Raw genomic sequence first — 15,752 nt, 5'->3', positions numbered from 1 at the left:
CGACTAAAAGCGAACAACTATGAAGCAACAACTACGTCAACTAACATTGATAGGCGCTTACCTGACAGCGTTACAAGGCTGCGGCGCCGTAGGGGAAAAGGTATCTTCTTCCGCTACACTGACGAATCAGGCAGTTCAGGAAATTAAAGTCAACCAGTTGGGTTATGCACCTGATCGGTCTAAAGTGGCCATCATACCTGGTTCAGCAGCTGACTTTTCCGTTATTAACACTGCCACCTTGAAGCCCGTTTTCTCAGGCAAATCCACCGGCGCAAAATACTGGAAACTGGCGGATGAAACAGCAAGCATGGCCGATTTCAGCCAGGTTCATCAGCCGGGCGAATATCGCATTCGCTCTGCAAGTGGTCAGTTTTCGCCGCCGTTTTATATTGGTTCTTCATTACTTGAAGATGCACACGACGCCGCTATTAAAGCCTATTATTTTAATCGTGCGAGCACTGCGCTAGACCCTGCCTTTGCCTCTGTCTGGCAGCGCAAAGCAGGTCATCCCGACACCAATGTGATCCCTTTAAACGCCGAAGCAAGAATCAGCCAAAAAGCTTTTTCTTCCAGCAAAGGCTGGTATGACGCCGGTGATTACAATAAGTACGTGGTCAACAGCGGTATTTCCACTTATACCTTAATGCGCACGTATCTGGATTTCCCCCGCTTTTACCAGCAGCGCCAGCTAAATATTCCTGAATCAACCAACGGCGTTCCCGATATTCTGGATGAAGTAAAATGGAATTTGGACTGGTTGCTGACCATGCAAGACACGGACGGCGGCGTAAATCACAAATTAACCACAAAATATTTTGCCGGTGCCGTAATGCCCGCAGAAGCGACAGCGCAACGTGTCGTTACCGGCAAGAGCACCGCAGCTACACTCAATTTTGCTGCGGTTATGGCTGTTGCCAGCCGCCTACCTTACGAAAATCCGCAACAGTATCAACAAGCAGCAAAATTAGCCTGGCAGTGGGCGCAGCAGAACCCGCAGCGCATTTATCACAACGAGTCTGACATTCATACTGGTGAATACGGTGATGACGATGTGAGTGACGAATTCGCCTGGGCCGCTGCCGAGCTTTATCTCACCACAGGACAAGCGCAATATCTGCAGGCATTTTTGGATTATCAAGGCGATCCTGTCACGCCAGGCTGGTCTAATGTGGCGTTGCTGGGAACGATTTCGTTGTTAAAAGACAGTGAGAATCTGGATGCCAATAAGCGCAATCAATTGCAAACTCACTTGCTCTCGCTGGCGAACAAACTGATAGATGAAGCCGACAATTCAGCTTACGGCGTGGCGATGGCAGCGAAGGATTTTGTCTGGGGAAGTAACGGCGTTGCCATGAACAATGCTATGGTGCTTTGGCAAGCATGGCAACTGACACAAGAGGACAAATTTCGCCAAGCAGCCATACGACTGAACGATTATGTGTTGGGCTTAAACCCAACCGGGTACAGCTACGTTACCGGTTTTGGCAGCCGCCAGCCGATGAACATTCATCATCGACAATCTCGCGCCGATGATCAGTTAAACCCTGTTCCCGGATTTTTGGTCGGTGGCCCGCATGCGGGGCAGCAGGACGGTTGCAACTACCCGTCTGCCGTACCGGCACGTTCCTACATAGATGACTGGTGCAGTTACGCCACCAACGAAGTCACCATTAATTGGAACGCGCCACTGGTATATTCCTTAGCCGCGCAAATCACCCAAGACCACTAAGCGTAGCTATACGGTAGTTGCACTTCAAAAGCTGGCAGCGCGGTGGAATAACATTCTTTGACCACGCTGCTAGCACACTCGCTCAATATTATTGTTCATTGCTAAAAATGGCAGTTACCTACACAAAACCGCATGAAATGAAATTCATTGTAAATTTTTCGTTTCGGACATTGGTTTTAACTTTCTGTTATTTCTTACGTTGATCAGTGCAGGTTTCTGAATCACTATCCAGAATTACAACAATCGAAGTACAACCAAAACACGCATTACCGTTCTGGTTTTGCTAACCTCGCTGGCTTCATTGGTGGCTGTTCTTCTGGGTATGATGCTGGTTATCACCAACAAGCATCGGCGCTTTCAGGCAAATAGCGAAAACCGAATCCGTTCTGTCCTTTCACTTTCTTGGCCTAATAGCGTTTGACACAGCATTACGGTTTGCCCTGCATCAATGGAAAAAGACCATTCGCTGGCTGGATGAACTAACCGCTGCGGTTGCCCTGCGAAAGAGTGGATGCTAAATTCGTGGGGCTCCCTCAGGATTTAACAGGTTGAGATAGTCGAGTAATATTCATTTGCGCCTTTGTGTGTCTGTTTTATTTTTCTGTTTTATTTTGGCGACCGAATTTGGTTATGCCATAGGCGCAACCTCAACTTTTTTGTGAATTGACTTCACATAGATCAACCCGTTATTGCTTAAGATCCTGTATCTATGCAATCAATAAAAGCACTAATTGTTAATCTGCCCTGACGCGGGTCGGGATTCGGAACAAAATCGGAGCTGATTGAACCGCTATGCAGACATTGGCGGCGGTAAACAATCAATCGATTAAACATCCCTTGTTCTTCACCAATGCGGGTAAAAAGTGCGGAGTCGCCATTAATATAACCGGATTGAGGAATATTTGTTGTCCCGTTTTCACTTTCAAGTGATTGGTAATAGTCGGTCTGTCTTTTTTCATCAACATATTCAAACCCTGTTTTACGATGACGATAAAAAGACGTGCCGCCTAGATCTTGTTTGAACAAATAATATACTGCCGCAAGTTGGTCTTGCTCAATAGAGTCAAAATGAGGGATACGTTGGAGCAGTTGTAGCTGATCAGCGGGAGTGGTGACAATTGAATAGTGACAAATGGAAAGGCCTAGCTGATTGCCTCGCAATTCGAATACTTGTTTAAAAGTCCGGCCTAACGAACCCAGTAACAGCCGTTGAAAACTTTTGGGTGCCACCGCCCGAATCCCGGGATAGAACTGGGAATTATGTTTAAACGACTGCCGACACGCATGCTCCACCAGTAACTCAGGCTCGGCAAGGAAATTGTCGATGACCAATACCGGCAATTGTTCGTTACCGAAGCGCTGAACATTAACGGCCATATCTTTGTTGAGAGATAATTGCACATCCATAAGTCAGCTCGATGCTTTACAATATTGGTTGATAAAATCCTGATGGGTCGGTAATTTATTCACCACTTCGGTTATTTGATTGCGAATATTGGCTAGATACCCAGTCAGCTCTTGATCTGACATGGTGTTGAATATCTTGTGGTATTGTTCGGGAATTAACCTTTGACCGATCATTACATGTGCCCATGACTCCAACCTGAACATCTCTTTCTCGCCGAGTTGCACAGTGCCATTTTGTCTAAATAGATCCATCCGATGTGACAAGGAATCTGGTACTGACATATTTTTACAATAGCGCCAGAATTCACTGTCTTCACGTTCAGTTGCATGGTAGTGCAAAATAATAAAGTCACGCACATTTTCCAGCTCATCGATAGACTGCTGGTTGTATTCATTCATTAACGGTTCTGTCACACCATCAAACGGGAATAACCGCATCAGACGAATAATACCATTCATAAACAAGTAAATACTGGTTGATTCCAGTGGTTCAACAAAACCGCTGGACAAACCTAGCGCGACACAGTTTTTAGCCCAGAATTGCTGGCGACGTCCGGTTTTATACTTAATTACCCGCGGTTCGGTTAATACTTTGCCTTGAACATTATTCAGCAAGTGCTGTTTGGCTTGGTCATCACTCATAAACTCGCCACAAAACACATTGCCATTACCGACACGGTGTTGCAGAGGAATATGCCATTGCCATCCTGCGTTGTGGGCGGTGCAGGTAACATATGGATTGGCCGGACCAACCGATTCAGTTTGAATCGCAATCGCGCTGTTACAAGGCAACCAGTGTCCCCAGTCTTCAAATGGCACTTTTAAAGTCTTATCAATCAGTAAACCAGCAAATCCGGTGCAGTCGATAAACAAGTCACCTTCAACTAACTCGCCAGATTCCATCTGCAAGGCTTTAATATATCCGTTGGGATGTTGTTGTACCTGCTTGATTTTGCCTTCTATCCGCTTAGTTCCCAGTCGTTCACTGAATTGTCGTAAATACTGGGCATAACGGGTGGCATCGAGGTGGTAGGCAAAATTGATCTTGCCACCTTTATGTACAACAAATTTATTGGCTTTGGCAGCCTGCACTTCCAGACTGTACTCCCCATAGGCTTGGTTGATACCTTTACTCTGTCCGTGTAACCAAAAATGCTGGAAATCGGCCAGGTAACTACCTTGTCCTGTGGTGCCAAAGGGGTGGATATACTCGTCGCCTATTTGCCCCCAGTTTTTAAACAGGATACCTAATTTAAACGTAGCTTCGGTGGCACGCATAAATTCCTGTTCGTCAATACCTAGTAAGGAATGGAATACTCGCATAGGAGGAATAGTGGCTTCTCCTACACCTACGGTGCCGATCTGTTCTGACTCTACCAGTACCACCTCGACTAATTTACCAAGCTGTTTGGATAACCCGGCGGCCGCCACCCACCCTGCGGTACCACCACCAGCAATAACAACTTTTTTTACTTTACTATTTTGCAAAATGATTCTCACTCAACAGGAGGTCCAGCGGGACACCTTTATTATCGATTCAGTTTATTTAATAACATCGCCCGCAGGGCGCGTGACTTGTCGGGATCTAGCTTGCCGAGAAAGCCCTGGGCCTGCTCAGGCAAATGCCTGGCGGCCTGTTCTCCGTCGCCAAAAATGTAATAGTCAAAAATATGCTTCCATGCCTGTTTCTCATGTGGCGGTTTTTCGCGCAAGCTCAACATGGCGTGATAAAGCACATTCATTGCGGCGCCGGTAAAGCGGGGCGATTCACTCCACCAGTAATTGATTAATATATTAAACCGGCTCAACCCCTCCACCTGATGCCACCACATACTGGGCAAGAAAAGGGCATCACCGGCGTCCAGCTCGGCAATCTGGCCATGGGCGATGGCTTTTGCAAAGTTGGGATATTTGTCCAGATCAGGATTAGCAAAATCCACCATACTCAGAGCTTGTCCTCCAGGAGTCAGCTCCAGTGGGCCAGGGTAAAGATTAGCGATTTGATCGGACGGAAACAGGGTAAAGCGGCGTTTACCCACCATGCAACAGGCCAGATTGTCGGAGGCGTCATAATGGCAACAAGCCGTAGTACGATTACCAATCCAGATCCCGGCACGGTTCTGTTCCACCGGAAATTCCGCCGCAGGTCGGGGTATGTCGATATCATTTTCCGCCCTAAGTCGCGGAAAGTGGCTGTCGATCAAATTAGAAGCGATATAATAAGATGGCGGTGCGGAATCATTCAGTGTCGCGACAATCAGATCCAGAAATTCGTCAATTTGGATCTGTTTATTGTCGTAATTTAAGCGGGTGACCTGTTCATCATAAAAAAAGCGTCCTTTAACTTCCGGCCCACCAAAATAGCCAAAGGATGGCCTGCCATTGTAATGGGATTTTAAATAATCAACAGTAGACTGGGTTGACTCAAGACCGAGCTCAACCAGTTTCCAGTGTTTTACCAGGCCTTTAAGGATCACCGGTTCGCTTGCTGTAATCACTTCGACAGGTAGTTGTCCTGGTGTACAGTTATCGATGACTTTGGTTTTAGTGGTAACGGTTGTCATTTTTCAGATGGGCCAATTAAGTTTAACCACGATCACGGCGATTTTTCATTTCAATCAGCTTTCTTATATTGCTCATAGACGCCACGACTGCAAAAGCGAGTTGTAAAAAGCCAGCGTGGTGTAATTTAGCTAACTGCTCAGCATTAAGTGACTGAAGCTTACTATCGTTAATGGTGTAATTACCTACCAAGCGACTCTTTTCGCCATTATCCAGCTCAATTTCTATATTCACTGGCTCAATTAATTCATATTCATTAAATGCGGCAAACATAGCATCATTAGCCGCTATGCCTTGATGCATATTTTTTAATATTGTCGACACATGCTCTAGATAAGGGCTATTGCCGCCATGTTCCAAAAACAGGGCTCTACCTTTCTGTTCGTTAACTTTGGGGTGATCCATATCAATATGTATCACCGGTACCTTTTGTGTTCCACCGTTTTCTTGTTGTGTCTGAAAACCAATTAAGAATGGGCCTCGAGCTAAAGTGGCCGGGATGTAATGCGCCGCCCAACCTGAATCCAGTGACTCATCCAGATAAAGGTTTTCACCTTGTTGAATACCTAATAAGGCCATTGCCTGATATTTTTCAGTTTCGGCATCACGTCGAAACACAATGGGATATTCTTTTTGTAGCTCAACGAATTCGGTAGGGAAGACCATAGCGCCAGCAACATTATCGCCATATTGTGCATGAAATTGGTTAATGACTTTGATGTGCTGATGTTGAGCATTATTAAGTAAAACGTGTTGGGTCATTTGACTTTTCCGTTTTCAAACTGTTGTAGGCTAGAGCCTGTTTATCTTTGTTCATTATTTATGTTGGAAGCTAAGATGAACAGGCTCTAGGTTATCGTAAAAGACCTTGTAAAGAAAAGCCGCTGAAAGCAGCGGCTTAATTACGGGTGTGCTCATCTCTAAATAACAAGTTAAGGTTATTTAGAAAGTATAACGGGCTCCTAGTTGGTAACGAGCACCCAGGTCATACATATCCCACATCATGGCGTAGTTACGACCATGAGAGCGACTGTTTTCACCGGTCACGTTCAAACCTTCAAGTGAGACGGTCAGGGCTTCCGTTATCGCGTAACTGACATTTACGTCGATTTGAGAGTAAGCCTCAATATAACGCGGGTTAGCAAAGCCACCACGGCTGGTTTCGTTTAAGTACTCATCACGCCAGTTATAGGAGATACGCGCTTGTAAACCATTTTTTTCGTACATGGCAATCAAGTTAGCGGTATCACTTAACCCCACCAACGCAAACTGAGATACACTTGGGTCGCCTGCGTTATCAAAGCCCACATCACCGCGCACAATGGTGTAGTTAGCCTGTACGCCGAAGCCGGTCTCACCAAAGAAATGCTGTACGGCAAACTCCATACCGTAAATTTTCGCTTCTCTGCCGTTATTTGGTGTTTCCGTTCTGAACGTATAAGCGGGGTCGCTTGAATTTGACTCCACATCCCAGCCTTCTCGTTCCGCCAAATAAGTATTTGCCTCTGGAGTATAACCGGTGCCATACAATGATACATACTCAGCATCGGCGCTAGCGTTATTCTCGGTGAAAACCAGCATACCATACAAATTATCATCGTTAAGTGGCACACCAAGATCCCCCAGCTCTGCGGCTGCAGCCTGGGCTCTAGGTCCCGCTGTCACATTACGAATATCCAGTAATTCTCTTTCTACCTGCTGAGTTCCGATAAAGTTGATAACATTTTTCTCAAATACCCCACCAGATACATAACTGTACTCGTCATAATACCATTCTAATGACAAATCAAAGTTGGTGGATTCTAACGGCAATAAACCAGGGTTTGATGCATCTGCAGTGGGTACAGCCCCCAACAAGGTTGAACCACTACCGGCACCAAAACCAGAAGCAGATACACCTAAACTGCCCAATCCAGCTCGCGCAATGGTTTTACCAAATGAGAAACGACCAATAAGGTCATCAGAAATGTGTAACGTCAGGTCGAAACTGGGCAGCAAGTTATCATAGCTGGCCTCAGCCGTTGCTAATGAAGAAGGCTGGCTATCATCTACCCGAATAGCCACGTCATTGTTACTTTCCCAAACACTCTTATAAGCCGCAGCCAACGAGCTTGAAGATACATCTGTCGATTCGTAACGTAGACCAGCCAAAATATCAAAAGGCATATCACCCAAGTCGCCATACAAGGCAAATTGGAAGTAAGCCGCCTGGGTTTCTTCATCCACCAGATTGTCAGTGGTTTGGCTCATATCGACTGGTACAATATCGCTATAACGCGGAATATTCTGGGCTGCTTCGTACATATCTACCGCATTGGCAATGAAACCATGACCTGGACGTGGATCCCAGTCATCAAACTCACCCTGGATATCAAACGGTTGAACTAAATCACCAAACTCGCCAGGATAACCACCATTCCAGTTACCTAATGCGACGTTTTGAGCGGCATAGCTAAGGGTGTGAGATTCCATATCACGAGTTTCAATACCAAAATCAAAACGGCCATTATCCAACAGATACGTCCCATCTAACTTAATTTGGGTCACGGTGGATTTCTGATCAGCCTGAAGCAAGTTAAGCATAGTAGAACTCACGTCTCCATTGTCAACCATACCGTTAGTATTAGGTGGGAAACCTGGATTACCGCCCAAGGAATCATTATAGACGTTTGCATAAGTTGGGAATTCTCCCCCAAACCACCATTCTCTTGAAACAACGGTTGGGTTGGCTAACGCCATACGCAATGAACCCGTGCCGTAAGGGCCAGTACCACGACTATGCATTTCAGAATCATGGGCATCTAATTTGAAACTTAGATCATCGTTAACCCGGTACTCTAGATTTGCCCCTAGCGATGTTAAAGTATTGGTTTGATCGCTATCTTGCTGCTCGTGGCCTTCATCAATGCCGTTGGCATAAGATTCTGTGGCATAGACCATGGTGGCGATTTCTGAATCATCAAATTCCACCGCCTTAATATTATCACCCTGTTGCATCCAGTTGCCGCTTTGACCCAGATGGCGCTGGATTTGGTTTTCAGCAAAGGTGTAGTCCACGGTTGCAGTAAGAGCATCAGTAGGGGCAAATTGCAGCGTTAACTGGGCGTTATCACGAGTACGTTGAGTATCGCTGAACTCATAACGTAAATCATAAAAACGAGAATACAACTGACCTTGCTCTGGGGCATTTGTTACCTCGGTATTAACGTTATTCCAAGCTCTATCAGGATCAGCAATATCGTCCCAATAGTAGATACCCCAGTCATTCACTGTTGCGCCAACCGCGCCTGAATCACGTTCCTGATGACTTGCTGTCAGTGAAATCCCCCAAGTCGAGTCATCATTGGTATAACTAAACAGGCCTGACACTTCAGGGGTGACATCGTCACCAGCGCGGTTGGTGGTATCGTGTACCGCTTTGGCCCCGACCGAAGCAACAAAACCCTCAGACTGAAGTGGTTTACCGGTTAAGATATTGATGGTTGCACCAATACCACCAGTGGTAATATTCGCCTTACCTGTTTTGTAAACTTCTACCGAACTGATACCTTCAGACGCCAGATTGGCAAAATCAAAGGCTCTTGAACCACCGCCCTCACCGTTAAAAGTAGATGCGGCTGGCATGGTACGACCATTTAAGGTCACCATATTGTTACCGGCGCCAAAGCCACGTACCGTAACTTGTGACCCTTCACCGTTATCGCGGCTGATGGAAACACCGGTAATACGTTGTAATGATTCGGCCAGATTGGTATCAGGGAATTTACCGATATCTTCAGCCGAAATAGCATCAACTACCCCCATAGAATTACGCTTTACTGCGGTTGAAGCCTGCAAGCTTCCGCGCATACCTTTAACCTCAATAACTTCAACAGCGCCATCTGCGGGAGCATCTTGTGCCACAGCTGGGGCTATGACAGCACCACCTAGCATCAGTGAGATGCTAGTGGAAAGTAACGATCTATTAAACTTTTTATGTGTTTTCATTGTCAGTTGTCCCTCTTGCCTTTTTTTAGTTGATCCAAAACTACAAATCAAAGAACAAGTAACCCAGTATGTAAAATCGCTACCTTGCTCTCGTCATTTTTGGTTGACGTAAACAATTTATGGTGCCAGATACTTTCTGCACTGGAAAAACAGCACTTTCAATTGCTACGAGACAATTTTACTCCCTTTTCAGTTAAATCGATGTTGCGAAAAATCGTTATTGCATCTAAATTTTTAACAAATATGCGACATATCGAAAACCAGAATCGAGTGTGTGGTGGTGGAAAGTAGGTAAAGAAGTTCCCAAAGACTGTTGCTACTCATCGCGCAAAACAGGTCAACCCCCGCATATAAACCCCAAATTCACGTCATTTTGTTAATTTTTTGTTGCGGCAATTGATTTTTTAACTTGTGTTATTTCTCCCTTGCGTGGATCAGCCCCTGGTTCTGAATCACTATCCACACTCACCGCATCGACTACAAACCGAACAAGATGTGGTGAAAAATAAAGCGTATAAAACGACCAAGTTAATTCGCAGCGGAGAACCCCGATGTTCAGGAAGAACAAAAGCAATATCAGAGACATCAATAGTCGGTTTCAAAATCATTTAAAGCGTTATCGTAACTAACTGTAATGCACTCATCTTACGCGCAGCAATCAAATGAAGAAGGTTCGGTTGAGGTCATAGAGGTAAAAGGGAAGTGCCATTATTCGTGGTATGACTCAGACCCGCAGTGAATTTACCGGCCGCGATTCGTTCACCGCCAACAGCGGACGCGGTTTATCCTTTCAGGATGTTTCGACTGAGCTATTGGGCGGTGTAGACGTTTATTAGTAAGTATTGTAAGCGGCCTGCCTGATCGTATCGCTGTGCGGTAAACTAGATTTTGCAGCGGATAGCAGGCTCAATGTCATTAAGGTAAAGTTGGTACAGCTTGTCGTGCAGTGCTGAGTCAAGGCGTTGTGCCTGACCAACTGCTGCATTCTGGCTTACCTGTTTAGGTGAACTTGCGCCTGGAATTATGCTGGACACGGCATCGTGATCTAAGATCCACCGCATAGCAAACCCGGCCATATCCAGATGAGCCGGCTTGTAAGTTTCCAGCTTTTTCACCAGCTCCAGACCTTTATTAAACTCAATGCCACTGAAGGTTTCGCCCACGCTAAATGCCTCACCATCTTTGTTAAAGTTGCGGTGATCGGATTTATCGAAGGATGTATTCTTGTTAAATTTTCCGCTTAACATGCCGCTGGCTAGAGGAAGTCGCACAATAATACCAACGTCTTTTTCCTTTGCCTCGTCAAAAAGGTCCATTAACGGGCGTTGGCGCATTAAGTTGAAGATAATCTGTAATGACGCCAAATCTTCCTGAGCAGTACAGATATGCGCTTCTTCCAGAGTTTCGACACTGGCACCAAAATGCGCAATATGCCCTTGTTGTTGCACTTCCCGAAGCCAATCGAAAATAGCCTCTTTTTCCAGCTCAGCCTGAGAAATACAGTGTAGCTGCAGCAGATCCAGACAGTTTCGTTGCAACCTGTCCTGAGACCGCAGAACAGAATCCCGTAAATTATTAAAGCTGTAGCTGTTGGGATAAGAGCAATCGCCCCGCCCGTATTTGGTGGCAATAACAGCATCAGGCGCAATTTTTGTTAGTGTGTGACCAAGATAACTTTCACTCTGGCCAGCGCCATACACGTCTGCGGTATCAAAAAAGGTAATGCCTTCTTGTACCGCCTGTTCCAGAATTTCTGTTGCAGTATCTTCATTTATCGGGCCGAAGTCGCCGCCTAACTGCCAGCAACCCAAACCGACCTCACTAACTTGTAATTTGGAAGAGCCGAGCTGGCGCGTAGAAATAGAGCCGTTTGGCATGGTTGTTCGCTCCTTGGTTGATAAAAAAACCCCAGCTACGCCGGGGCATATTCATTACGCAATGTCAGAAATACGTAATGTCAGTCAATGTGGACCAGAGATGCTGCTTGTAAGACAACGTCTCTGGATATATTTTCGCTGCTCCATGGTTACCCTTTGGGAACTATAGAGCAGGCTATCAGAATTTACGGAAACTGCACTTCGATAGCTTTTAATTGTACAGTTTCTTCGCCTGTGCCACTGAATTGGCCGTTGATTTGTAAAGCAATTCGCTGAATATTGGCAATGGCACCACTACCATTATCCGCTGGCGTAAACGAGAAGGTAAATTCTCCTGCAAGCGCAGGTACCAGCTCGCCATACAAACGGGTATAGTCCGGCGCTCCAGTTTGAAGATAGCCTTGCAATGTTACTCCCGCATCTACCAGCGCTTGAGATAGCATCACGGAATAATTCAAGGTACTGCCAGAAAAGTCCCTGCTGCTGATTTCCATAATATAATTATGAACGTCGGCAGCACCATTAGGCAGTAGCCGCACCGCAGCACTGCTGACCTCATGTACAACGGTGGCTGCGGTGTCGTAATCTCCCCGTAAACCTTGAACGCCATCGGCGAAATCGAAGTAAATACTACTTACCGGGGGCGCTGAAACCGGAATGGAAATATTCACATTTTCCAGCAGTACATTGTCAGCTAAACCCGCACTTAGCGGCCCGTTTAACTGCAAGCCTACCCGCTCAACAATTTCGATATCCTGATTGCCGTTATCCTGCGGCAAAAATGTGACCGTATTTGAGCCGGTAGTTAAAGGTTGCGCGCTGCCATAAATACGTGAGTAGCTGGGCGCGCCAGTTTGGATAAATGGCTGTATTGTTAAACCACCATCGATTTGCTGCTGGGTCACGCTAAAAGTATAACTCAGCGTTGCGTCAGTGAAATTCGTCAAACTGATCTCTTTGATGTAGACCTGCTCGGCGGCGTTAGCCCCCCAATCTGGCGTAAGTACGGCAGCTTGCTTATCACCATCGTATCCTACTGTGGCCGCGGTACCATAATCACCGCGCCATCCCTGAGCATCATTTAAAAAATCATATTCAATGACAGTAGGCGGTAACTCATCGCCGGGTACCAATATTTGCAGGTTTAGCACCATACTGGTGTATTCGTCTTCCTGCACTTGAATGTACAGATTATGAAGCGCTGGGGTTACGTTGCCCGTTACCCGCAACTCTCCACTTTGCGGATCTAGCGTAAACAGGTTCTGCTCGTTGCCTCCCAGCAGTTTCCAGACAACCTCGTCGTTATTATCATGAACTACATCGTCAGACGAAGTGGAGACTAAATCTGTCACCACAGTTCCTGTGGCTGTACCTGGCTCTACGGTAATTACCCCTGGATTGATGATTTTTGGCGACAGCCCGCGCATATAACTGCGTAACCACACTAACGCTGGTTTTTCGGCGCCGTTTTCATACGCCAGAATAGCCCCCTGATTTTCTCGCCAATGACCCGGCAGGTAGCCCCACACCGTCACCCCTTTTATAGCAGGATGTTCCCAGAACATTGGGAACAAGCGCTGATAATCCAGTAGTTGCGTAAGATCTGTAGGTCCATCAATATCCAGCTCTGTAACATACAAATCCAGCCCTGTCTGAGCGGCTAACTTATCAATGTTCTCTAGCATGGTATCTACTGGTCCGGTGGTAGAAAATGCATGCCCTTGAAAGCCAATGGCATCAATCAGGCCGCGCGCTTGCAACAGGTTCGCTATTTCTATCATTTTGTCGGTACGGGTGGCGGTATTGATGACGCTATATTCGTTGATCATCAGCTTGGTGAAGGTCGGGAATGTATCTCGCGCCATTTGAAACGCGTTGATAATCCAATCATATTCAGCGGCTTTATTCGCCGCCTCTACGGGAGGTAAGCCACTACCTACATACTGTTCGACAAGATCAGCAGTGGTTTGCGGGTTGAACAGCCGAAGGGCGTCGATATATCCCGGTCCGTCATTGGCACTGTTGGGTGGATCATTATCGAATTCGTTTACCACTTCTATAAAATCAATTGCCGGGTAGCGTTCATTGACCGCCTGATACCATTCCTGAATTTCTTCAAGCTGCTCACTTGCAGATAAACCACGAAGCCATTCCGGTTGCTGATTGCCCCAAACCAAGACGTGATGTTTATACACAAAGCCATTATCTTTGGCTAACTGATATGCTTCGTCGAGTTCAGCCCAGTTATAGCTGTCACGAACTGCTTCAACGGAGCCCCACTTGCCTGCGTTTTCTGGCGTCACTTGATTCCAGTAGGCTTCGAAGTTTGGCCGCTGGCGACCACAGCAAACTCCGCCGAGAAATTTCTCCTGGCCCTGGGCAAGCGGTGGCTCTTCTGGTACATAAGGTTCTTCAGGCGGCAATCTTTCCCCGGGCATACCGTTTTCCAGTGCTTCTACGGTAAACACCAGCCCTTTTGGAGCAAACACAAATTTGTCGATATCCAGGCCGTCTTCGCGACCGCCATAGCGAAAGGTGTAAGTGCTGTCGTTTTCATTCACCTGGTAGGTAGTATCGGTAAACCGCATCCATTTAAATACGTTGGTTGCCGATGAACCGCTTCCGGTAACGCGTTCGCCGGGAGTGTAGCCTTCTTCTCCGGGCGCAATATAGCCCGAAATATTATTAACCAGAAGCCAATCGTTTTGCCCGCCAAAGCTGTCAGGCGCATAGAAGCTGTCATCTTCCGCGCCGTCAGAACCCACGCGAACTCGCGCGTATAAATCAAAAGTTCCTGCATCTGAAAACGTGACCGATAGCTCACCAACGCGGTTGTCATCTTCTGGCGGATTTGCCGAGGTGCTATCGATGGATACGTAACCAGGAGTTCCCGGCGTTACTGTAAAGCTGCTACCAAGGAAAGTAAGGGCTGCGGATGCACCACCTTCAGCTTCCGCATACACCCCAACGTTAGGGTTGTCTTGCTGTAAAGACGCATTAAAAGAAAGCTGTTTACGTTGTAGCTCAAAGCTCACTTGAAAAGAAGTGGAATCTCCCGCTGCCAGTTGATCTTTCTTAATGTCGATAAAGGGAATACCTGCGTCGGTGTAACCGGAAGGCTCAAAAACCGGAATGTTGCTGTCGGTAATTAGTACCCGAAGCGGGCCTGCCAGCGCGGTATCATGAGGATTGGTGATGGTGACGACAGAAGTGTAAACGCGGTTAATACGGTCGAAAACAGGCCGGGTAGTCTGAACTTGTGCTTCGTCAGGCACGCTGATCCATGCCGCCGAAGCCTGTTGAGTGGCTGCAAGAAGCGCAGCGGTTAACATTGCTTTGTGTAAAGTTGCCATGCTACACACTCCTGCCATTAAGCAGTACTAACACAGACATACGCCGTTTACGCTGTACTAAAGCTGTTGCGGCTAACAGAAAAAGCCCGTAAGTGGCTGGCGCGGGTACCGAAGCCAGCGTGACATTATCAATTCGCATTGAAGAAACGCCGCCGTCAGACAATCCTTCTGCATCTGCGCCAATGTTTAGCTGAAATTCGAGGAACCAGTCAGACGCTGAGTCAAATACATCAGCCAGGGTGTAGGAAAGTGCCAATGATTCCATACCGTCAATAATGCCGCTAAACAAAAAACCACTATTGCCCTGGGCATCAAAATAATTCCCTGTGCCATCGCTGATTGCAACAACTGCGTAATCGCCCACAAAACCTTGATCACTACTGGTTAAACGGCTTGCCAGCTCTAAATCAAAAGACAGCATCATCGGTTGGCTATCGATAAAGTCCAGACGCTGGTACAGGGTATTGGCAAAAAAGGCTTCTGTGTTTGCGCCATCTACCAAAAGCTCCGCGCTGCACTGTGGGCTGGTGCCGGTAATCTGGAAATCATTAACCGTTGAGATATCACCTAACCCGTCGGTGTCTTTCTGCCAACCTGCAAAGTCACAACTGGCGAAATTTCCATTGGTAATTGCTGCACTGATTGCTACTGGTGATGTCAGACATGTCACCAGAAAACAAAGTAAAAGTCGTTTGTTCATTTGTCCCATCTCTTTAGTAATTGGGCAGATGCCCTGTTATTGGTCAGCGAAAAAACACGGTCTTCTTTGCTGCGAGACCTCAACGTGTGCTTTAACCTATAGAGATGTAGCAACCAACATTAACATTTTAAATACAT

Annotated in this window: 9 protein-coding genes; 1 reads left to right on the top strand and 8 read right to left on the bottom strand. The window is 46.6% G+C overall.

Annotation, left to right across the window (positions count from 1 at the left end):
* The first annotated feature begins 19 nt into the window (after window positions 1-19).
* Window positions 20-1,729 (top strand): glycoside hydrolase family 9 protein, encoded by a 1,710-nt coding sequence (locus tag CA267_RS11290; protein ID WP_075607386.1) that lies wholly within the window; start codon window positions 20-22, stop codon window positions 1,727-1,729.
* Window positions 1,730-2,422: 693 nt separating this feature from the next.
* On the opposite strand, the gene CA267_RS11285 is transcribed toward CA267_RS11290, so the two are convergent.
* The 8 genes from CA267_RS11285 to CA267_RS11250 all read right to left on the bottom strand — a co-directional run bounded on the left by CA267_RS11285 (window position 2,423) and on the right by CA267_RS11250 (window position 15,615).
* On the bottom strand, window positions 2,423-3,136 hold the full coding sequence (locus CA267_RS11285; protein ID WP_083638184.1) for a DUF6445 family protein: 714 nt from the start codon (window positions 3,134-3,136) through the stop codon (window positions 2,423-2,425).
* Between the two features lie 3 nt (window positions 3,137-3,139).
* Window positions 3,140-4,627 (bottom strand): tryptophan halogenase family protein, encoded by a 1,488-nt coding sequence (locus CA267_RS11280; protein ID WP_217358066.1) that lies wholly within the window; start codon window positions 4,625-4,627, stop codon window positions 3,140-3,142.
* A 38-nt stretch (window positions 4,628-4,665) separates the two neighbouring features.
* Window positions 4,666-5,700 (bottom strand): cupin-like domain-containing protein, encoded by a 1,035-nt coding sequence (locus tag CA267_RS11275; protein WP_075607387.1) that lies wholly within the window; start codon window positions 5,698-5,700, stop codon window positions 4,666-4,668.
* A 22-nt stretch (window positions 5,701-5,722) separates the two neighbouring features.
* A complete protein-coding gene (locus tag CA267_RS11270; RefSeq protein ID WP_075607388.1) occupies window positions 5,723-6,460 on the bottom strand; it encodes a SapC family protein in 738 nt (245 codons plus the stop codon).
* Between the two features lie 180 nt (window positions 6,461-6,640).
* Window positions 6,641-9,685, bottom strand: a complete 3,045-nt coding sequence (locus tag CA267_RS11265) for a TonB-dependent receptor (RefSeq protein WP_075607389.1) — start codon at window positions 9,683-9,685, stop codon at window positions 6,641-6,643.
* Between the two features lie 881 nt (window positions 9,686-10,566).
* Complete coding sequence (locus CA267_RS11260; RefSeq protein WP_075607390.1) at window positions 10,567-11,562, bottom strand: aldo/keto reductase; 996 nt, start codon at window positions 11,560-11,562, stop codon at window positions 10,567-10,569.
* Window positions 11,563-11,747: 185 nt separating this feature from the next.
* Window positions 11,748-14,915 carry an endo-1,4-beta-xylanase gene (locus CA267_RS11255; RefSeq protein WP_075607391.1) on the bottom strand — a complete coding sequence of 1,056 codons (3,168 nt, stop codon included), beginning with the start codon at window positions 14,913-14,915 and terminating at the stop codon, window positions 11,748-11,750.
* A 1-nt stretch (window position 14,916) separates the two neighbouring features.
* Window positions 14,917-15,615, bottom strand: a complete 699-nt coding sequence (locus tag CA267_RS11250; RefSeq protein ID WP_075609887.1) for a hypothetical protein — start codon at window positions 15,613-15,615, stop codon at window positions 14,917-14,919.
* Between the last annotated feature and the right edge of the window lie 137 nt (window positions 15,616-15,752).

The organism is Alteromonas pelagimontana (assembly GCF_002499975.2).
GTDB lineage: Bacteria > Pseudomonadota > Gammaproteobacteria > Enterobacterales > Alteromonadaceae > Alteromonas > Alteromonas pelagimontana.
This window is presented reverse-complemented; position numbering and strand designations above follow the sequence as displayed.

Coding starts and splice junctions, on each gene's coding strand:
- CA267_RS11290 (WP_075607386.1), top strand. CDS start 20: ATGAAGCAACAACTACGTCAACTAACATTGATAGGCGCTTACCTGACA.
- CA267_RS11285 (WP_083638184.1), bottom strand. CDS start 3,136: ATGGATGTGCAATTATCTCTCAACAAAGATATGGCCGTTAATGTTCAG.
- CA267_RS11275 (WP_075607387.1), bottom strand. CDS start 5,700: ATGACAACCGTTACCACTAAAACCAAAGTCATCGATAACTGTACACCA.
- CA267_RS11270 (WP_075607388.1), bottom strand. CDS start 6,460: ATGACCCAACACGTTTTACTTAATAATGCTCAACATCAGCACATCAAA.
- CA267_RS11265 (WP_075607389.1), bottom strand. CDS start 9,685: ATGAAAACACATAAAAAGTTTAATAGATCGTTACTTTCCACTAGCATC.
- CA267_RS11260 (WP_075607390.1), bottom strand. CDS start 11,562: ATGCCAAACGGCTCTATTTCTACGCGCCAGCTCGGCTCTTCCAAATTA.
- CA267_RS11255 (WP_075607391.1), bottom strand. CDS start 14,915: ATGGCAACTTTACACAAAGCAATGTTAACCGCTGCGCTTCTTGCAGCC.
- CA267_RS11250 (WP_075609887.1), bottom strand. CDS start 15,615: ATGAACAAACGACTTTTACTTTGTTTTCTGGTGACATGTCTGACATCA.